At 61.3% G+C, this 19,942-nt stretch carries 18 protein-coding genes; 8 read left to right on the top strand and 10 right to left on the bottom strand.

Annotated features, from left to right (window positions below; genetic code table 11):
• Nucleotides 1-59: 59 nt before the first annotated feature.
• The gene (locus AC3EDY_RS11500) at nt 60-1,355 is read left to right on the top strand and encodes an MFS transporter (protein ID WP_488572633.1); all 1,296 of its coding nucleotides are present in this window, start codon (nt 60-62) and stop codon (nt 1,353-1,355) included.
• Nucleotides 1,352-2,932, top strand: coding sequence for a class I adenylate-forming enzyme family protein (locus AC3EDY_RS11495; protein ID WP_488572632.1), 1,581 nt, complete (start codon nt 1,352-1,354; stop codon nt 2,930-2,932). The genes AC3EDY_RS11500 and AC3EDY_RS11495 overlap by 4 nt, the downstream gene beginning before the upstream one ends.
• Nucleotides 2,933-3,000: 68 nt before the next feature.
• Here the strand turns inward: AC3EDY_RS11495 and AC3EDY_RS11490 are convergent, their stop codons facing one another.
• The 3 genes from AC3EDY_RS11490 to AC3EDY_RS11480 all read right to left on the bottom strand — a co-directional run bounded on the left by AC3EDY_RS11490 (nt 3,001) and on the right by AC3EDY_RS11480 (nt 8,268).
• Nucleotides 3,001-3,756: a TetR/AcrR family transcriptional regulator gene (locus AC3EDY_RS11490; protein ID WP_488572631.1), complete on the bottom strand. Its 756-nt coding sequence runs from the start codon at nt 3,754-3,756 to the stop codon at nt 3,001-3,003.
• A 280-nt stretch (nt 3,757-4,036) separates the two neighbouring features.
• Complete coding sequence (locus tag AC3EDY_RS11485) at nt 4,037-6,169, bottom strand: TonB-dependent receptor (protein WP_488572630.1); 2,133 nt, start codon at nt 6,167-6,169, stop codon at nt 4,037-4,039.
• A gap of 200 nt (nt 6,170-6,369) precedes the next feature.
• Nucleotides 6,370-8,268, bottom strand: coding sequence for a CocE/NonD family hydrolase (locus AC3EDY_RS11480; RefSeq protein WP_488572629.1), 1,899 nt, complete (start codon nt 8,266-8,268; stop codon nt 6,370-6,372).
• Between the two features lie 164 nt (nt 8,269-8,432).
• On the opposite strand from AC3EDY_RS11480, the gene AC3EDY_RS11475 reads away from it, so the two are divergent.
• Nucleotides 8,433-8,600 carry a hypothetical protein gene (locus AC3EDY_RS11475; protein WP_488572628.1) on the top strand — a complete coding sequence of 56 codons (168 nt, stop codon included), beginning with the start codon at nt 8,433-8,435 and terminating at the stop codon, nt 8,598-8,600.
• On the opposite strand, the gene AC3EDY_RS11470 is transcribed toward AC3EDY_RS11475, so the two are convergent.
• The 6 genes from AC3EDY_RS11470 to AC3EDY_RS11445 form a co-directional block, all read right to left on the bottom strand.
• A complete protein-coding gene (locus tag AC3EDY_RS11470) occupies nt 8,595-10,349 on the bottom strand; it encodes a DUF885 domain-containing protein (protein WP_488572627.1) in 1,755 nt (584 codons plus the stop codon). The genes AC3EDY_RS11475 and AC3EDY_RS11470 overlap by 6 nt on opposite strands.
• A gap of 51 nt (nt 10,350-10,400) precedes the next feature.
• Entirely contained in the window at nt 10,401-10,880 is a 480-nt protein-coding gene (locus AC3EDY_RS11465) for a MaoC family dehydratase (protein WP_488572626.1), read from the bottom strand.
• 222 nt (nt 10,881-11,102) lie between these two features.
• The gene (gene nhaA / locus AC3EDY_RS11460) at nt 11,103-12,422 is read right to left on the bottom strand and encodes a Na+/H+ antiporter NhaA (RefSeq protein ID WP_488572625.1); all 1,320 of its coding nucleotides are present in this window, start codon (nt 12,420-12,422) and stop codon (nt 11,103-11,105) included.
• A 134-nt stretch (nt 12,423-12,556) separates the two neighbouring features.
• Entirely contained in the window at nt 12,557-12,862 is a 306-nt protein-coding gene (locus AC3EDY_RS11455) for a hypothetical protein (protein ID WP_488572624.1), read from the bottom strand.
• Between the two features lie 36 nt (nt 12,863-12,898).
• The gene (locus AC3EDY_RS11450; RefSeq protein ID WP_488572623.1) at nt 12,899-13,753 is read right to left on the bottom strand and encodes a transglutaminase family protein; all 855 of its coding nucleotides are present in this window, start codon (nt 13,751-13,753) and stop codon (nt 12,899-12,901) included.
• Between the two features lie 102 nt (nt 13,754-13,855).
• Nucleotides 13,856-14,113 carry a GlsB/YeaQ/YmgE family stress response membrane protein gene (locus AC3EDY_RS11445; RefSeq protein ID WP_488572622.1) on the bottom strand — a complete coding sequence of 86 codons (258 nt, stop codon included), beginning with the start codon at nt 14,111-14,113 and terminating at the stop codon, nt 13,856-13,858.
• Nucleotides 14,114-14,446: 333 nt separating this feature from the next.
• On the opposite strand from AC3EDY_RS11445, the gene AC3EDY_RS11440 reads away from it, so the two are divergent.
• The 5 genes from AC3EDY_RS11440 to AC3EDY_RS11420 all read left to right on the top strand — a co-directional run bounded on the left by AC3EDY_RS11440 (nt 14,447) and on the right by AC3EDY_RS11420 (nt 18,635).
• Nucleotides 14,447-15,019 carry a DUF4142 domain-containing protein gene (locus AC3EDY_RS11440; RefSeq protein ID WP_488572621.1) on the top strand — a complete coding sequence of 191 codons (573 nt, stop codon included), beginning with the start codon at nt 14,447-14,449 and terminating at the stop codon, nt 15,017-15,019.
• Between the two features lie 67 nt (nt 15,020-15,086).
• The gene (locus tag AC3EDY_RS11435) at nt 15,087-15,533 is read left to right on the top strand and encodes a ferritin-like domain-containing protein (RefSeq protein ID WP_488572620.1); all 447 of its coding nucleotides are present in this window, start codon (nt 15,087-15,089) and stop codon (nt 15,531-15,533) included.
• Nucleotides 15,534-15,606: 73 nt separating this feature from the next.
• Nucleotides 15,607-15,993, top strand: a complete 387-nt coding sequence (locus AC3EDY_RS11430; protein WP_488572619.1) for a PRC-barrel domain-containing protein — start codon at nt 15,607-15,609, stop codon at nt 15,991-15,993.
• A 192-nt stretch (nt 15,994-16,185) separates the two neighbouring features.
• Nucleotides 16,186-17,211 carry a sensor histidine kinase gene (locus AC3EDY_RS11425; protein WP_488572618.1) on the top strand — a complete coding sequence of 342 codons (1,026 nt, stop codon included), beginning with the start codon at nt 16,186-16,188 and terminating at the stop codon, nt 17,209-17,211.
• 266 nt (nt 17,212-17,477) lie between these two features.
• A complete protein-coding gene (locus AC3EDY_RS11420; protein ID WP_488572617.1) occupies nt 17,478-18,635 on the top strand; it encodes an extracellular catalytic domain type 1 short-chain-length polyhydroxyalkanoate depolymerase in 1,158 nt (385 codons plus the stop codon).
• A gap of 99 nt (nt 18,636-18,734) precedes the next feature.
• Here AC3EDY_RS11420 and AC3EDY_RS11415 read toward each other — a convergent pair whose 3' ends face one another.
• Nucleotides 18,735-19,751, bottom strand: coding sequence for a winged helix DNA-binding protein (locus AC3EDY_RS11415; RefSeq protein WP_488572616.1), 1,017 nt, complete (start codon nt 19,749-19,751; stop codon nt 18,735-18,737).
• Nucleotides 19,752-19,942 lie beyond the last annotated feature (191 nt).

Here is a 19,942-nt window from a genome sequence, read left to right as displayed (position 1 = left end):
GAGAATATCCTCATGAATTGGCGCGCCCGAGGCGCTTCGACGCGAGCTGGGGGGAGCGCATGATGGTACGACCCGTACGGAAAGATCTGTCGCAAAGAGACATCTACCTCTATGCCGCCGGCTCTTTTGGAACCGGACTTTACTCGACGATTCCGTCGGTACTTCTGTTGTACTTCTGCACGGAAACGCTGCGGATCCCGCCAGGCGTCGCGGGCATCATCGTTCTCCTGCCGAAGATCTGGACTATCATCTGGGATCCTGTGGTCGGGCAGTGGTCGGATCGCAGCCGGCACCCCTGGGGGCGGCGGCGTCCCTTTCTGATCGCCGGCTTGATCGGCATGCTGATAAGTTTCGTCGCGCTGTTTGCGCCGCCGGAAATGAGCTGGCGGCCCGCGGCGCTGTGGACGGCGGTTTCCTACCTCGGGCTTGCCACGCTCTATTCGCTATACGCAGTACCCTATATCGCGTTGCCGGCTGAGCTGGGTTCCACCGCTCCCCTCCGCGCGCTGCTTATCGGCCGGCGGATGATCGCGGTCATGGCAGGCGTGCTGGCGGGGGCCGCAGGCGCGCCTTTCCTGGTCGATATCGGCGGCGGTGGCCGCGAAGGCTATCGCATCATGTGCTTGGCGATCGGAGCGTTATGCCTTGTCGCGATGTCGCTTCCCATCGCGATGCTGAAAGGCCGCGACCAGCCGGGACACGGCAGCACGGGGGGGCTCAAGGGCAGTACCCCGGCGTTGCGCGCTGCGCTGCGGAACATGAGCTTCCTGCGTCTTGTGGCGAGTTTCCTTGCGCAACTGGTCGCTTGCGGCGCGCTGCTGTCAGCCCTGCCCTACATCGTGACCCGGACCCTGGGCAGACCTGAAAGCGAAATCGCCGTTGCCTTGGCCACGCTCCTCGTGTTTTCCATCGCGGCTGTCCCCGTGTGGACGCGCCTCGCCCATCGCTGGAGCGAGCACGCATTGCTCGTCGTTGCGCTCGCGGGTTTTGGCGTCTCCGTCGCCGGTCTGGGTATCTGCGTGTACCTGGGCGCAAGCTGGCCGGCGATCCTGATATCGCTTGGCGTAACGGGGATATTCTTCGCCGCGCTGCAGGTCCTGCCGTTCACCCTCGTCGCGCACTTCATTCGCGCGGCCGCCACACAGCAGGAAGCCGGGCTGACCGGCGTCTGGACCGCGACCGAGAAGGTCGGCCTGGCCGGTGGATCAACCGTTACGGCGGCCGCTCTCGCATCGTTGGGCGTTGCCGGACCCGCCATGGCCGTCTTTCTGGGCGCGATCTCGATTATTCTGTGCATTGCGGCCGCCGCCTTGCTCCCGCCTGCGCCACAGGCCCCTCAAACAGGAAATGAATGACAATGCCGCCAAAGTTCGCGAACCTGGGCGCTTACGTTGCGCATTACGGCCGCGTGACGCCTGATGCGGAAGCGCTGGTGCTGGGCGATCAGCGCCTGACTTACGCCGATTTCAGCACACGCGTGGATGCCCTTTCCCGCTGGCTGATCGCGATCGGCGTGAAGGACGGCGACCGGGTGGCAACCTTGCAGACGCCCTGTCCCGAATACATGATCGCCTACTGCGCGGCCGCGTCGATCGGCGCCATCTGGATGGGCCTCAATCCCAAATACCGCCTGGCCGAGCTCGAATATGTCGTCCGTGACGCGCAGCCGAAAGTTCTGCTGGCCCGGTTGCAGATCGGCGGGCGATCCTATGCCGAAGAAATCGGTCAGCTCAAGGTTGCGTGCCCCACGCTCGAACGGGTGGTGACTTATGACAAGACGCATGACACGATCGAGGGCTTTGATCGGCTGGAAGATGCCCTGATCGAGGGCCAGTCCGTGAGCAGTGAGGAACTGGAACACCGGCGATCTGCCGTCGGCGGCCGCCAGGCGTGCCTGCTGGTCTATACGTCCGGTTCAACCGGGGCACCAAAGGGCGCGGTGCTGCATCATGAAGGCATCGTGGATTTTTCGATTCAGCAAAACCTCCTGTGGCAGGTGGAGCCTTATCGGAGCCTTAATTTTCTGCCGATCAATCATGTCGGCTGCACCGTTGACCTAGCCACCCCCTGCCTCGTCGCGGGCGGCACCATGATTTTCATGGAGCAGTTCGATGCACGGCATTCGCTGGACCTGATCGAACGCGAACGCGTGACGTTTCTCGCATCGGTTCCGAGCGTTTTCGCCCTTCAGATCGCCGACGAGAGCTTCGCGGCGCGGGATTTCTCCGCGGTTCAGCTCATCGTATGGGAAGGGGCTGCGATTTCGAGCGAGGTTCTGGCCAAGCTGGCAGGCATCTGCCCCCGGCTTGCAACCAACTATGGCATGACCGAAACGACGAGCGCGATGACTGCGGAGCCACCTTCTGACGATCGCGACGTGCTGCTCAATTCGGTGGGAAGCGTTTTCCCGGAGGTCGAACTGCGCCTGGTGGGCAGCGACGGAAGCAGCGTGGCCGCGGGCGAGGTCGGCGAGGTCCAGGTCAGGTCGAAGTACAACTTTCTGGGTTACTGGCAGCGGCCGGAAGCCACGGGCGAGGCATTCACCGCCGATGGCTTCTTCAAGACCGGCGATCTTGCCGTCAAGCGCCCGGACGGACGCTACCGGATCGTCGGGCGGCTGAAGGAAATGTTCAAGTCCGGCGGATACAACGTCTATCCGCGCGAGATCGAAACGGTTCTCGAAGCGCATCCGGCCGTAGCGCTCTCGGCCGTTGTCCCCGCGCCGGATCCGCTGTGGCAGGAGATCGGCGTCGCTTACGTCATTCCGAAGCCGGGGTGTGAAGTGACTTCGAGCGAACTCATCGCCTGGTGCCGGGATCGCCTTGCCAATTACAAGGTACCCAAACGATGCGAAGTGCAGCAAGAGCTGCCGCTGCTGCCGATCGGCAAGATCGACAAGGTTGCGCTGCGCAAACTGGCCGCGCAATCGTGAACCACCGGTAAGCCCCGACCGCGGGGGAGCATGCCGTTCATCCGGCGGGCAGCGACGCTTGCAGTCTCTCAGGCGATGATCGTCGCAATGGCGCGAACCGTTGTCGACAGATGCTCGCAGGCGGGACTGGCGCCGTACAGCACGCGCATCCACAGCACGCTGGCAGCGTCGGCGACGTCCTCGTCCGAAGCGCCCATGCTGTCGAGAAGGCTGCGGAACTGGTGATCGGGATAGACCACGAGCTTGCGCAGAAGATCGTCCATCATGGCGCCGAGAAGATAGATGGCAAGGAGGAGGACGGCCTGGTCGGTCCCGGGCGTCCGCTCAGGCAGGCTTTTCAACACACGGCCGTACCACTGCCGATTGCTGTTCTGCACAAGCGACGCGAATGCCGGATCGCCGTCGCTGAACTGAAGAAGGCAGCGAAACAGGCCCGCATTCGACCGGGCCAGGGAAATCCAGCGCCGGTTGGTCTCGCAAATGGCCTGGAATGGTGTGCAGGCTGTCACCGGCTTCATCATGACCGGAACGAAAATGGTCAGGAACTCTTCAAGAACCGTTCGTGTCGCATCGGTCTTGTCGCGAAAGTACATGTAGAACGAACCTTCCGCCACGCCGGCGGCCGCAGTGATATCGCCGGCCTTCAGCGCATGATAGCCGGCATCCTCCAGAAGCCGGGCCGCAGCGATCTTAAGCCGCTCCCGCGTGCGCAAGCCCTTCTGCTTGGGTGGAGACGTCGCAAGGCGCGTCTGAAGGTGATCGATAAAGCGCAGGCTGGCGGATTGAGGCGCCTCGCTTGCGCGAGCGACATCGGCGTCGATCATCACGATTCCTTCTCCAGGGCGCAAAGCGCGTAGCGCCCCATTCGCGGTCTGTCACGAGACTCTCTGACCCGCGAGCGCAGTGGCGAGACGTCGATCCGATGATGAAGTTCCGCAGCTTGCAGCTTAGGCCGCAAGGCAGACGAGCGTCGCCACGACGGGTGTGTTAACGGTCGAGTCCCGCAACACCTGCTGATCGTCATTCTGAACGAACCTGTCCGGCCTCCAAAGACTCGGGCAGGCCCCCGCTCCACAGGATAGAACGAGGACCTGCCCTCCCCCTCTAGCTTCCGAAATTGTACCTGAGATCCAGGCCGATCGTCCGGGGCCGGTTGACCGCGATACGCGGGCGACCTGGCAATTCTGCAGCTTGAGGTCGCACGTCGGACAGATTTGCCCGCGCATTGGTCAAATTGTCAACGAAGGCCGAGATGATCACCGGACCGAGTTCCAGGCCGCTCCTTACGCGCACAAGCGTATAGGCGTCACGAGTGCGGGGGTTGGCAATGCTGTTGGTAGCACTCAAACTAGAGCCGACGTGCGACACCTCGACACGCCCGAAAGCAGGCAAATCTCCAAGCTTCCAGCGCTGGTCCACAGCGGCGGTTACAGTCCAGTCCGGAACCTGCTGGATCCGTGTTCCGGCAGGAATGATCGCGAGTTTTCCGGCATTCGTGATCTTCGCGTCGGTATAGCCCGCTCCCATGGAGACGTTCGTGTTATCGCCAAGTGCTGCCCGAACTTCCAGTTCGGCGCCCCGGCTTCTTGCCTTGCCATTGTTCACCTGGAATCCAAAGCCACAGCCCGAAAGAACCGACTGCTGCTGGACGTTGGACCAGTCTACCTGGAACAGTGTCACGTTGGTCGTAAGCTTTCGGTCCAGCCAGGATGCCTTCCCGCCGACTTCGTAGCTCCAGACGGTGTCGGAAGCATAGGTCTGAACGTCTTCCGCTCTCAAGTTCAAGTTTGCCAGGTCCGCGGCGCAGAATGCAGCGGGAACGATGTTGACGCCGCCAACGCGAAACCCGCGAGCTGCATTGGCGAAGATCATGTGCCTGTCCGACAACAGGTACTGGAGACCGAAGCGGGGGTTGACCGCAGCTTCCTTCTGGGTGCCCGAGGGGTAAATACGCGGGCCTACGACGAGACCGCCCTCCGTGCCTGAAATGCGCACCAGGTTATCGTAGTATCGGCCGCCGATGATCGCCCGGAGCTTGTCCGTCACTTTGTATGTCAGCTCGCCGAACACCGCGAATTCGCGGGTACGGTTCAGGAGATCCGCGTCAAAGACGTTGTCGATGTAAGGCAGCAAAGGGGTCGGCGGCTGTATGCTCCGGGTTCTCGAGTTCTGATAGAAGACACCCGCAGTCAGCTCCACGGGACCGCCGAACTCGGACGCAAACCGAAGTTCCGCAGAGGTCGTACGATCAGGTGCGAGCGTCTCGAACCTGAAGGGAGTCGCAGGGGTCCCAAACAGGACGACGGCAAGTTCGGAATCGTCTTCCGTATCTCGCGGGTCTCGGATAAAGCGGGAGACGTTCGCGATCACCTCGCCGATGCCTGTCCGCCATTTGCCGGTCAGGCTGTACAACTGAACCTTGTCAGAGCCAGGTTCGTCAATGTCGAACAAGCGGACCTGCGTATAGTTATCCGCACGCACATCAGCCCACTGGTGATTTGTCGTCTTCGTATACTGATAAAGGGCACGGGGCGTGATCGTCAAATCCCCATCGAGCATGGAAAACGTGACGGATGCGGAACCACCATACTGCAAACGGGAGCCGAGATTGTCCCTTGCCTTGAATTGAACGGGAGCATCGGGTGACGGCACCCGCCGGAAAAAGCCTGATTCGGAATCGACGAAAGCACTCACGCGGATGGCGACGCGATCTGCCACGATGGGAACATTGATGGCAGCATCTGCCGCTCCGTTCAACCCGCCCCGCTTGGTGGTCGAACCTTCCGCGTGAAGCACTGCCTTCGTAGCGGTCGCATCCGGCTGGTTGGTAATGAACCTGACCGTTCCACCTTGAGACCTGGCACCGAAGAGCGTGCCTTGCGGGCCTCTCAGCACTTCGACGCGCTGCAGATCGAGAACGCGCGGATCCAGGCTTTGAGGCAGGGGCGTGTCATCGATATACACGCCGGTCGTATTCGGACCGTAGATACCCCGAATGGTTATGGTCTGCCCCGTTGCAGCAAGATAGCCGTTCTGCGAAAGCGCCAGGTTCGGGACCTGAACGGCAAAGTCGGCCAGAGACGTGATGCCAGTCTTTTCGAGGCTCTCTCCCGAAACGGCAGTGATGGAAAGCGGGACATCCTGAATTGATTCGGCTCGCCTGCGCGCCGTCACAACAATATCCTGCCTGGATAAGTCAGTTTCAGCCTGAGACGCAGAAGCCACCTCGGGCTTCAATACTTCACTCTGTGAATTGACTTGCGCCAAAGATATGGAAGAGCATGATGTAAAATATGCTGCAGTTATGCTTCCAAGAAGCAATTTTGTTTTATTCCTCATTATAAAATCCCCTGTTTAATTTATATTGCATGAGTAAATTTTTCTCAAATATCCCCAATTTTAAATATATCTGAAATAAAATTCAATATATTCGAGATTTAATTAGAATTTATGGAGGCCCTAATGTTCTTGTCATCCTTCCAGGGTCGCGCGTTTAACTCGAGCGTGCTCGAATGCGGTTGCGACAGGACGATGGAAAAGGCCTCGGGCTTACCCTCCGAGTACAGGGGGAAAGCGCCAACATCCGCGCCCGCTATCGCCAGGCGGATGCGATGTCCCCTTCGCAGCAAGGCTGCGGTGGGAAACAAGGAGAACCGGACTTCCATAAGATCGCCCGGCACGACCTGCATGGCATCTGCCCGATAGAAGCTGTGAGGTGCGGGCCCTTGGTCGTATGGAAGGGTTTTCGGATCCGCGATCTTGCGGTGAATCAGGCGAAGCAACCCTTCTGTCAGATAGGTCACCCTGCCGTCCGGCGCCACATCTTCGAGGTAGGCGAACACGACCGGGTCCTGGGTTGCGGCCTTCATGAACAGGGTGATCACGGGAGTGCCGACGACTTCGGTATCGACGCTGGCCGGCTCGCCGTCGAATATGATGAGCTTTCTGTCTTCCCCCTGTCGATCTCCATAATTCGGGGCACCCAAGGTCCCATGGGAGTAGACCTGTGCCGTCCAGCGGCTGGCAGTGCCGGTGCTTGCCGTCGGGTCCACGCTGTATGTCATGTCATGATCCGACCCCGGAGCCTTATCCAGGCGATTGTCAGACCGTAGATACAGTGTGCGCTTCTCTGCGCCGCGAGGAGGCCACTCGGTCGCGCGGCGGAATTCCGTCGTCCCCATCACGTGATAGTTGATCACCCGCTCGACCGGCTTGCCGGCCATCACTTTCGAAGCGAAGGACTGCATGATACCGAATTGGGCCTGTTGGCTGGGCAGCGGATCGCGGGACTCCGACCTCAGCGGATCCGCTCCGATGCCGCTGGTGTGGTCGTTCGACGTTATCCAGACTTCGATCGGCACATTCGGGCTGGACCGGAAACGCGCAATGGCGGATTCGGCGGTTCCCGCGTCCATCCACGAGCCCCAGAACTGCACAGGTTTGCGCTGCTGCCGAATTTGTTCGATCGCCGACGCGGAGCCCAGGCTGAAGAGCGAGTATCCGTTCTTGCCCGGCTCGTCCCTGAACTGGGTGCGCAGATAGTCGTCCGAAGTCCAACGGTGCTTTTCAGCCAGGGCGGCACGCAGCTGCTGAAACGACGAATCGTCGTCAACCGGTTGGAGTATCGGGTAAAGCTTCTTGCAGTCTTCGAGGCGGGTAAAGCAGTCTAGAGATGGGTTGTTTGGATGATGCCCATAGTCCATGGGTATCGTAAGATCGCCCCAGCCCTTTATGAAAAGATCATTTCTTACGCCGCCAGGAAAAAACAGGTGAGAATAGACGTCGAAGTCAACTTGTCGCGGAATAGCCGCGACCAGCGCCTGGGCTGGACGACTGGTGGTCCAGTCAGCAGTGTCCGCCGCATAGGAAAAGCCGGTCGCTATGATTTTTCCATCGGACCAGGGCCTGGAGGAAAGATGCGCAGTGATTTCGTCGATATCGCGAACTTCGTCGGGGCCGAGGTCGACGTTCCTTTCTCCGAAACTGGCAGTTGACCCGCGCGTATCGACAACAGCGACAACGTAGCCATTCTTGAGAAAATGAGCTGGATCATATTTGCCGATCATGACACCGGCGCGGCCGTAGCGCGTCAGGATCAGGATCGTGCTGCGCTTCTGCCCCTCGCTGAAACCGTTCGGAAAATAAAGGTTCAGAGCGATTCTGACGTGATCGCGCATCTCGAGATAGTAGGATCTGTCGCTATGCCGCGCCTCGATCTTCGGCTCTTCTCTGGAATAGGCGGCGGATGGTCCGCAGATCGACGCGACAAAGGCCAGAGCGACATGAGCGCGAAACGGCTTATTAACCATGAAGACCTCGATCAGTAAGAACAGCAAGGGGGTGATCTTGGCGCAGCAAATTCTGGTTGCCTCGCAACATCGCAGCGCGTTCGCGGACCTGCTCGCCAATGCAGCGAGAGCCACCGAAAATCACGGCTGCCACAATCGCATATGTCCACTCCCATTTAATGAGAGTGTTCTCATATTCATTTCTCGTCAAGATGATTCTGGCGCTGGTGCACAAAGCATTGTCACGCCAACCCGATTTGCCTCTCGATCCGAGCATTCAGGATGTCAGTGCGGGCGTGCATGCTTTTGCACGTCGCACGCAACTGCCATTGCCCGGTCGCAGCGACGATCGCAGCGACGAGCACATGCCGGGTTTATGAACCGGATGACCGACCTTGCACTTTGGCTGGGAAGGCCTGCCTCAGCCGTGCTTCGAGCACCTGCAATGGCAGGGCGCCGTGTCCGACCACTTCCCGGTGAAACGCAGCCAGATCGAAGGCACTTCCCTGCCGAGCTTGCGCTTCTTCCCGGAAACGCTGGATAGTCGTCACCCCGGATCCGTAAGCCAGGGCCTGCGCTGGCAGGTCGGCGCCATAGCGCAGCAACTCGGACTCGATCTCCTTGTCGGAAAAGTACAGATTGTCGCGCATGAACTTCGCTGCCTGTTCGTAACTCCAGCCATCGTAATTCAAGCCGACATCCACGACGAGCCGAACATAGTCCATCGAATCGAGCATGAGCCGGCCCGCAAGATCCGCAGGATCGTCCAGTGCCCCCATTTCACGGGCCGTCCCGGAAGCATATTCACCCCAGCCCTCGCTGAAAGCGAAAAACGCGCTAGAGGTGCGTCGGAAACCAGGCAGGTCCGTGTTCTCCAGTTGCAGCGCTATTTGCAGGTGATGGCCCGGCACGAGTTCATGAAATATGATCGCGCAGGCGGAAATCAGCGAACGGTGGGAGAGATCAGACCCATTGAAGCGATACTCTCCGATCGGCTTGGTTGGAGTGGGGGCATCATAAAAACCGAACGTCATGCCCGCTTCCGCCTCGCTATCGAGCCGACGAACACCGTAAGGTGATTTGGGTATGGGAAAGAGGGCGCCGAGTTTCGGCGTTATCCTGGCAATGCACGAATTGTATTTTGCCTCCACCTCGCCCGGCGTTTTCGGGATGAAGCGCGGGTCGGCGTTGGCGAATGTCCGCAGGCCGGACCGGCCGCCTGGCACGCCGAGCTGTATTGCAAGCGCTTCGAGCGCCTTGTTGTTGGCATCAAGACGGCGCTGACCAAGCACGCGCAGTGCTTCCGGCGTGGTATCGACGGTCGTCGTGCGCTTTACGAGTTCCCGATAGTATTCGCGGCCTCCCGGATATTGAGCGAGGCCGATGGCGTCCGGCGCGGCGGCGGCATAGTCTGGCCCAAGCGCTGTGATCAGCCGGTCGACGGAAGCCATCGCGGCCTTTGACAGGATCGCTGTTCGCGACTGGAATGTTGCCCGCTCTGCGTGCGCCAAGTTTGCCAGACGCTTGGCGTCGATGAAGCCCCAGGTAGCGATGCCGTCCTTGATCGATTTCAGAACCGCGATACCTCTCGGTATCTGCTTTTTCGGCATGAGTATGCCGCGTTTGCGCTGGTCACCGAGGCGGGTGCGCATCACATCCAGCCGCGTTCTGACGGAGTCGAGCAGTTTCAGATAGGCATTACGCTGAGCCGCGGTCGCAAGCGGCCCCTGGAACGCTGGCGCGAGCGCGCTCATCTCGGAAAGCGTGTAGGGCGCCAGGAACGTGTAGTCGTAGTCGCGCGGCAGCAATTGGGCACTGCGGGCCAGCCACTGCAAGGATCCGAGCGTCAGTTGGTCTTCGGTCGACAGCGCCGCGCGGTCGATCCTTTCGAGGCGCTCGAGCAATAACTTGTTGTATCGCGCTTCAGTTTCGAGGCTGCGGCGATCGAGGCTGGGCAATGGGCCTGGCGTGCGCCCCAGAAGGATGGCTGAATATGGGTCGCGAGCCAATGAATGTGCGGTATATTCGTCACCGAGAACTTTAAGCTGCGCAGAAGGGCTGGGAGACGGAGCTGCACCCATCAGCAAAGGCGCCAGCAACACCACCCAGCGGTGCATACCGATCTTCACAACAGCTCTCCTCAATCCGCCCGCGCGTCAGGCTACTCTTATCCTGAAAAGTCAGGTGCTTGGCGGAACCCAGGCGGATAGCCATTCACAGACAAGAGCAGGTCGATCGCCGCCCTCGATTTCGACTTCGCAATGGAACCGGACTATCCAGCGCCCGTCCTTGTCGGCGCGACGATCGCCCATCGTGAAACGGCCGCGGATGCGCTTGCCGACCGGAACCGGCGCAACCAGTCTGAGCCGGTCAAACCCGTAGTTCAGGAACAGGCCGAAGTCCGTTTCGCGCAGATCGTGCTCTACGACTGTCCGAAACATGTGTGTCAGCAGCGATATGGTCAGGAACCCATAAGCTGTCGTCCCACCGAAGGGACCGTTGGCCAAAGCCCACTCCGGATCGATGTGAAGCGGATCGGGATCGCGCGTCAGATCGCCGAACCTTGTCACGAGGTCCTGTTCGATCAGAACCCAGTTCGATACGCCGATCTCCGTGCCGGGCTCCAACTTCAGCAGAGGCTCTGCAAATTCCGTGTCCACGCTATCTGCCCTTCGTTGTCATAACTGAGTTCTCTCTCATGTTTTGTTTTTTGTAAAGGGTGTTCTGGACAGTTTTTGCGGTTCGGCCCCCCAGGCCCGGCGGGATGCTTGGCGGCATGGACACTTTCCGCGGCGCCATGGTGGGTTGCCTTGCAAGACGCGCTGGCCGTTTTGGTGCCGATGCGCAAGTCTTACACCTGGCCCGACTTCACCGGTGGGCGGTCACGAGGGTTGCTCTCGATTGCGCGCTGTTACCCAGTGGACGGCTGACAGACCCGCGACGGCCGATACGAGCGAGGCGAGAAGAATCCCCGTCTTTGCCGCGACCAGCAGGGGGGGAGGATAGGCGAGGTTCGCAATGAAAAAGGACATCGTAAAGCCTATTCCGGTTAGAAACGCACCGGCCGCGAGGAAAGACCAGTTCAAGCCCGCGCCGAGCCTTGCCAGGCCGGATCGCAGCGCCAGCCAGCTGAAGAGCAGGACGCCGATCGGCTTGCCGAAGACCAGCGCGACAAAGATCGCGATGGAGACAGGCTGGACGTGTGACGCCGAAAACGCGACACCCGCGTTGGCCAGCGCGAAGAGGGGCATGATTGCAAACCCGACCCAGGGGTGCAGCATCATTTCCAACCGCTCCAACGGCGACAGGGATTCGCTGATGGCCCGGCCCGCTTCCACAAGCTCGCGGCGATCCGATGTGTCGCCACTCCACGCATGATCGCGCGGTTTCAGTACGTTGGCGAGGATGGCGCGCAGACGGGGCGCGCCCACCCAGATGTGCGTCGGGGTCATGAGCCCGAGAATGACACCGGCAATTGTCGCGTGGATGCCGGAGGAATCGAGGCACAGCCAGAATGCCGCTCCCAAGAGGAAATATACGGGGATGCTTCTGATGCCGAGACGAGCAGCGACGGCGATCGTGCCCAAAACGGAAAGTGCAAGACCGATCGCCACCAAATGCAAGGCGTTTCCATAACCGATCGCCACGACCAGGATCGCACCGATGTCATCGAAAATCGCCAGCGCTATAAGAAAAAGGCGCAGACTGTCGGGAACGCGCGAACCGAAGAGGGCCAGCCCCCCGATCACGAACGCCGTATCGGTGGCCATCACCGTTCCCCAACCGTGCGTGCCGGCTTTTCCGGCAAGGATCGCAATATAGATCGAAGCCGGAACTATCATGCCGCCCAGCGCGGCTGCGAAAGGAAGGGCAGCCGTTCGCAGGTCTCGCAACTCGCCCAGGGCAAACTCGCGCTTCATCTCCAGCGACACCACGAAGAAGAAGAAAGTCATCAATCCATCGTTGATCCAGTGGCGCGCCGAACGGGTAAAATCCAACGGGCCGAGTTGCAGGCCGATCCGCATTTCCCAGAACGCCAGGAACTGCTCGGACAAGGCCGTATTCGCGGCAATCAACGCGACGACCGTGGCAACCAGCAGCAAGCCCCCGGCAGCGGCCTCGACCCCGAGGAACCTTATGAAAGGTTTCGTTATCCGGTCGGCAAATTCGTGCGGCAGGCCCGGACTTGCAGGGTCGATCATCTCACCCTCTTCCTACCGCGGCGTGACGCGTGACGGCATTTGGGATCGGCATGTCGGCACGCCGTCGTGGCAACCGGGGCAGTTGATCCCGTCATGCGAAGCGGTGGACCGCCTCCGGCTCCCGATCGCCCGGCTCAGGGGTTGTGGAACCCGCGATCGGGGTTTTCGCTCAGCAGCCTGTCCTCTTCGCCGGGGGCGGCCTGATTTCGGATAGCCTCGATATCGGCAATGATGCGCGCTTGTTCGCGGCGAGCTTCGCTTTGTTCGGCGGCAAGGGCCACAGCGCCCCAAGCCGTGGCCGCCTTTTCGGCCACGCGGCGGATATTCTCCAGCACCGCATGGGTCGCGCGATCACGTTGCACATTTTCCTGCAACCGGCAAAAGGTCGATGAAAGCTCCATTGGACGTCCTTTCAAAAGCTTCGATGCCCAGGGGGCCAAGATCACGAGCCGCCGCCCTCCCACTGCAAGGAGGTCTCAGCCCAGTTCGACGTCCACGCGCAGATGGTCCAGCATGTTCGCAGGCCCGGCATAACTTCCGCTGACCGGAGTGACCTGATGCATGTCGCGGCCAACTGCCACCGGGACGAGATTGAAGCCACCAACGCTGCGGTTGGTCGGATCGAATGCGATCCAGCCGGCGCCGGGCACGAAGGCCTCAGCCCAGGCGTGCGTAGACCCGGCCGCATTCTGGCCGATGAGGTTTTCCGCGCGGTTGTCGAGGTAGCCCGAGACGATCCGTGCGCCGAAGCCGAGACTTCGCGCCGCCTCGACGAACAACACGGCGAAATCGCGACATGATCCCCAGCCGCGGTCCAGCGTTTCCACGGGGGACTGCGTGCCTTCGTCCTCTCGCGCCTGATAGGCGATCCAGTTGGGAACCCCGGCACTCAGATCTTTGAGCAGAGCCAGCGTATCGGTCGGATTCCTGGCGACAAACCCTCGTGCCCAGTCGTGCAGCCGATGGTCCGCGTCCGGATATTGCAGGACAGTCAGGCTGCCGAGGTCAGTCCAGTCATCGTCGCTGTATCGAAACGGATAGTCGACCGCGGATGCCGCGATATCGAACACCGGCCAGGGAATCGCGCCTATGGCGAGGACCGTCCGGCTTTCGATGACAATGCTGTCGGTCATGGCTGCAAAGATGGCTGTCGCAACCGCATTGCCCGCCACGTCGCGAGCCCAGGAGATGCTGGCATCCGGCGTGATGTCGAGCGCGAAGGACACGAGTTTGACATCATGCCCTTCGCGCGGACGCAGCATCAGCCGGTGGGGGCCAGGCCGCACCGGCTGCCGGTAATGGTAGGATGTGCGATGCCTGATGGTAAGCATGCTCGAGTGGCCTTATCGGCTGCGCTGCATTGTCGGCCCAGTCACATCGGCCACGATATCGGCGACGGTGATCCCGGCGCCGACGATTTCAGCGTATCGATTTCAGCGTATCGCCCCGCGACGAAACAGGTTGACGATTGCGAGCAACACGATCGCCCCCGCGAGCGAGACCAGAAACGTCGTGATCGTCAGCGGCGCGTCGTTGATATCGCCCCGCGCAAAAATAAGGCCGCCGATGAACGCACCGATGATGCCGACCACGATATTGAGTATGATGCCCTGCTGCCCATCCGTGCGCATGATGACGCTGGCGAGCCAGCCGATGATGCCGCCCACGACAAGCCACATGATAATTCCCATGATCGTTTTCTCCTGCGATTCAGAAATCCAGAAGACGATCCCGCCACATTGGCATGTCGAGCCTGGATCATAATAAATCCTCGATACCTTTTTTCGTTCCAGAAATATTAAAATTATAAATTTCAAATATCATTTCACAAGAAACAGATGACAATGTTTTTAAAAATAAAGCGATATGCTCGCAACGATCAATAACTTCGTTCGTTGTTTGATAGCTTAGAGCGATACCTCTCCATCCTGGACGGTGCGTTTTCAGCCCAAAAGCAGACGCGCCTTTTAACCGGCTTACCCGGCGGAGCGGTGTCTGCGAGGAACAATGACATGAAGCGTATAATGATTTCCGTCCTGCTCGGGACGGCAATGCTCGGCGCCCCTGCGGTCGCTGCGGCTCAGTCCACCATGCCCGCCATGACGGGCAGCTATTCCAGCACGGACGTGGGTGTCGCACCCATTCACGGCCTAGACGGCCCTGCGTTCTCAGCTTCCGCATCCGATGCCAATCTGTTTCAGATAGCGGCAAGCCGGCTCAGCCTCGCACGCTCGCAGCGCGGCGACGTCAAGAATTATGCGCGCCGCATGATTTCGGAAGCGCAAACCTCCCAGCAGACGTTGATGGCCTCGTTGAACAACGACCAGCGCAAGATCGCCAAGCCGGCGACCCGCCTATCTGCCGAACGTGCCTCGATGCTCAAGATGCTACGCAGTACGCCGCGCGGTTCGTTCGACAATCTCTATCTCACCCAATCCGCACGGGTCCAGCAGGCCAATTGGGCTGCCTACAAGGGCTATGCCGAAGACGGCGCCGACCAGTCGCTGAAGCAGGTTGCCGGCAACGGCGTGCCGATGATCGAGCAACAGCTTCAGCAGGGCGATGCGCTGCTGCCATCGTCCCTCTCGGCAAACTGACCGTCACGAAGAGCCGGGGGGGCATTCCGTCCGGCTCTCGGGCATTACCCAAATCAAGGATATGGACATGAACGACCAGCACGACATCTCGGTTCTCAACGGGCTGATCACAACGACTCTCGATAGCCAGAAAGGCTTCGAGGACGCCGCCGAGGATGCAAAGAGCACGCGGTTCGAGGCTATGTTCAACGGTTTCGCGCATGATCGCGGACAGGTTGCCGCTTCCTTGCAGGCGGAAGTGCGCAGGTTCGGTGGCGAGCCCGAGGACAGTTCAAGTTTCCTGGGCGCAGCGCATCGCGGCTTCATGGACCTCAAGCAGGCATTCGCCGGCAAAAGCGACAAGGCGATCATCGAAGAAGTCGAGCGCGGCGAGGACCATATCAAGGCGAAATTCGAAATCGCATCGCAGGACACCGACCTTCAGCCCGCAACGCGGGATGCCATTCGCGACGCCTTCCTGTCGGTGAAAGCCGGGCACGACCAGGCACGCGCGTTGAAGCACGGTCTTGGCTGAAGGAGTGCCGATCCCGTGGGCCGGAAGCCACAATGACCCGCCCCGCCCCCTTACCAGCGAAAGGACCCAGACGATGGCCACCAATGCAGAAGCACCAGCCCCGCACGTCGGTGCGGTTGTCCTGATTTCCGCCGACGACCTTCGCGGCAAGGCCGTGCATGGCCGCGACGGCGACAAGCTGGGCACGATCGCGAGGCTCATTCTCGACGAGCAGACCGGGCAGATCGCTTACGTCATCCTGTCCACGGGGGGCTTTCTCGGATTGGGGCAGAGTTATCATCCCGTTCCCTGGGCGGCATTTCTCTACAGCGAAACGGAAGGGGGATATGTGGCCGCCATAGACAAGCGCCTGCTGGAAGGCGCGCCCAGCTTCCGGCCGGACTCGGCGCCGCTATTCGACGAAGCCTATGGCCGGCGCGTGACTGACTATTACCGGGCCGAGCGGGCGGCCACCGGCTGATCCGGATCGACTTACCGGGTAAACCGGAGTCGGCCACGGCGGCCCGGCGTCGAATAGATGCCAGGCTTTTGCTCGATGGTGCTATCGTGCGCCTGCGAGTCCATGCTCCTCAGGGAAAGTCAGGTTCGTGACTACCCGGATACAGCTTTCATCACCTTAAGCTTTCCGGTCTCCCAGAAAGGAGCTTTCCTCATGAACCCGTCCGTCCACCCGAATGTTGCGCAGGGCCTGGCGCTGGCGATCCTGACGTCGTCCGCCGCGCCCGCGTTGCTTCTCGACGGGGACTTCACCGTCATTGCCGGCAGCACATCGTTTTACCGCACATTCGGTCTCGATCCGCTGAATGTCGACGGACAGTCCGTGTTTGCGCTTGGCGCAGGCGAGTGGAACGTGCCACAGCTCCGCTCGCTGCTTGGCGCCACTCTCTCGGGCCATGCCAGGATCGAAGCCTACGAGATGGATCTCAAGAGCGGGACGCCGCCGCGGCGCCTCGTTCTCTGTGCCCAGAAACTCGACTATGGCGAACGGGAGCAAGTCCGCCTGCTGCTCACCATCTGCGACGTCACGAAAGCCAGGCTCAGCCAGAAACTCAAGGATGACTTGCTTCGCGAAAAGACGATCCTGCTCCAGGAGCTACAGCACCGCGTCGCCAACAGTCTCCAGATCATCGCCAGCGTGCTCATGCAGAGCGCGCGACGGGTGCAATCGGACGAAGCGCGCGGACATCTCCATGACGCGCACAATCGGGTGATGTCGATCGCCACTTTGCAACAGCAACTCGCGGCATCGAGGCTGGGCGATGTCGAATTGCGGGAATATCTGACCCAGTTGTGCAAAAGCCTGGGTGCCTCGATGATCCACGATCACGACAAAGTCTCGATCGCGGTGACCGCCGATGGCACCAGCGTGAATGCCGATATTTCGGTCAGCCTCGGGCTGATCGTCACCGAACTGGTGATCAATGCGCTCAAGCATGCGTTTCCCGGCGGTCGCGGTGGCAGGATACTCGTCGACTATCATCGGCATGAGGCCGAATGGACCTTGTCGGTCAGCGACAACGGCGTCGGCACGCCCGAGACGCTCGCCGATGCAAAGCCGGGCCTCGGTACCAGCATCGTCGAAGCTCTGGCCAGCCAGTTGCATGCCGCTGTCGAGATCGAGGGTGGCTACCCGGGGACGACAGTTTCGGTCCGACATGCGAAACCTCCACCGCCCTGACCGCAATCCTGGCGGTGCAGGCCGGATCGCGCAGCGCGCGGTCACCTGCGGCCAGCCTGGCTGTCATGACGGCATCCCGCCGTCCTTGCGCCGGGGTGGTTTCGCGCCGAATTCGACACGGCGATACATCGCCTACCCGTTTCGTCATGGCCGCATGGACACGGCGAGAGGCTTGCATTGAAAATCCGAAGCGCCATTTATTGTGCAGTGCAGCAAGATGGTCATGACCACGCCTGTGCAGGCTATCTCCATTCAAGGTCCCTGTGATGCCAACGCTTTCCGACACCATAATACGGCTCGCCGCGCTGCGTGGCGCAGCCGCGCCAGGCGCAGTGCCCCTCGGCCGCCTCGAAAGCCTTCAGGATTTCGGCTCGAACCCTGGCGCGTTGCGCGCCCATATCTACGCGCCGCCCGCTCTCCGCGATGGAGCAGCTCTCGTCGTCGTCCTGCATGGCTGCACCCAGACGGCGGCCGGCTATGACATGGGGGCGGGCTGGTCCGAGATGGCCGATCGGCACGGCTTTGCCCTCCTCTTTCCCGAGCAGCAGCGGAAGAACAATCCGAACCTGTGCTTCAACTGGTTCTCTTCGGAGGACAGCCGCCATGATTCCGGCGAGGCGCTCTCGATCCGTCAGATGATCGACGCTGTCGCCAGTGCCCACCCGATCGATCCGGCCCGCATCTTCGTCACGGGTCTCTCTGCGGGCGGGGCGATGGCCTCGGTGATGCTGGCCACCTATCCAGACATGTTTGCGGGCGGCGCGATCATCGCCGGCCTGCCTTACGGCTGCGCACGCACGATCCTGCAAGCGTTCGATCGCATGCGCGGGCACGGCGTTCCGCACGATGCCGCGCTTGAAGCGCTGGTCCGCGGCGCTTCCGATCATTCCGGACCATGGCCTACGCTGTCGATCTGGCATGGCAGCGGTGACGCGACCGTGAACCCGAGCAACGCCGACGCCATCATAGCCCAGTGGCGCGGTCTGCATGGGCTCGATTTCGCGCCGACGCGGACCGACGTTGTCGACGGCTATCCCCGGCGCGTCTGGTGCGACGCCGATGGCCGCGCGTTGATCGAGGCATACAGCATCACCGGCATGGGCCACGGGACGCCGCTCGATACGTCAGGCGAGCATGGCTGCGGCAAAAGCGGCGCCTACATGCTCGAAGCCAGCATTTCCTCCACCGGGCACATCTGCCGGTTCTGGGGCTTGTGCCCAAGCGACAACGAGGCTGTTCCCGCTCGATCCGCCGAGGCGGGATCCGCGGGGCCAGACCTGGCACCGCTGTCGGGATCGCCCCTGATGGACAAGACCGGACGTGCTGGCTTTCCGCCGGCGCGTCGGCCGATCGAACGACCCGCTGTCAGTGGCGTTGGCAAAGCGATCGGGACCGCGCTTCGGGCAGCCGGGCTGATGCGCTAGCGGCTGGGAAGACGCCGGGTACGGCACGATATCGCCGGACCTGCAACGGCGTCGTGCCGCTGGCCCACCCGCGTTGCGAAAAGCAGCCCCCGTTGGCTTCTACACCATCGCGCTGGCTGACGAGCCGAGCTCGGCGAAGTAGCGGGCCATGGCATCGGCCGCCTTGTCGGTGAGCGTGATGAAGGCGCGGCGGCGGTCTGTTTCGTCGTCCACGCGCTGGAGCAGGCCGGCGTCGGTCATCTGGCCGATCCAGCGCAGCGCGGTGGTGGGCGGCACGCCCGACGCGATGCACAGCGAGGTGACCGAGACCCGCACGTGTTCGACGCGGGCGGCGGTAAGATCGAGCAGCATGTCCCACGCCGGATCGGCGAACAGATCGCCTTCGAAGAAGCGGGCACGCTGCTGGCGCTGGCGGATGATCTTGCGTACCAGGCGGGGATCGGGAAGCGGCGGGCGCGCGGCGCGCACCAGGCGGTCGGTGTTGTCGTCGAGCCTGGCAGGGCCGGCTTCCCCTTCGCCGTTGAAGCGGAAGGCAGAGGCGGCGTCCGCATCGACAGCGCCGCCCGCGGAAAGCTGTTCCAGCCGGGCGGCAATCGTGGTGACCTGTTCGGTAAGGCGCAGCAGGGTGAGGCGGTCTTCCTCCCCCAGTTCGCGCACGCGGTTGCCGGCACGGGCGAGGACGCGGCCCATGGCGATCACCCGTTCGGCCCGGCTGGGCGTGACAAGGATCTGCGCCTGCGACCGGTCGAGACAGCCATAGACATCGTCGAGCGAGCCTATGCTGGTGGATACCACCATCTGCGAGCCGCTCTGCGCGACGCGATTGTCGAGCCGGGCGAGCGCGACCAGTTCGCCGCCATCGATCACCGGGCAATCCACCAGCACGACATCGCCCAGCGCCAGGGCAGCCATGTCCGCCATCAGTCGCTCGAGATCGCTGGTCTGCGCCACATGCAGGCCGGCCGCCTGGGCATCTTCGGCCATTTCGGCGCGAAGATAGCCGCGGTCAGCGAAAATGGAGACGGCAAGGGGATTGCCGCCCCGCGCCTCTCCCTGGCTGGCAGACCCCCCATGGCTGGTTGATTTATCGTCGAAACGCGCCGCGGTCTGCCCCATTGTCCCCACTCCGTATAATCGCGTATACGGGTACTTGTGGAACAAAGCAGGATCAGGTCAACGGCAGATACCTCGGTTTTGGAGCAAGCTTAGGAGCTTGCCTCGCGCTGCTGGGCCGTTCGGGTTGCGCCGATGCGGCACGAAGCCTCGATTTCGGAGCTTGTCATGCCACGCCGCCTGGGCGGCGAGCG

This window comes from Novosphingobium sp. DS6-6, from assembly GCF_057784975.1.
Note: the sequence above shows the minus strand (reverse complement) of the source record. Positions and strands in the feature narration are given on the sequence as shown.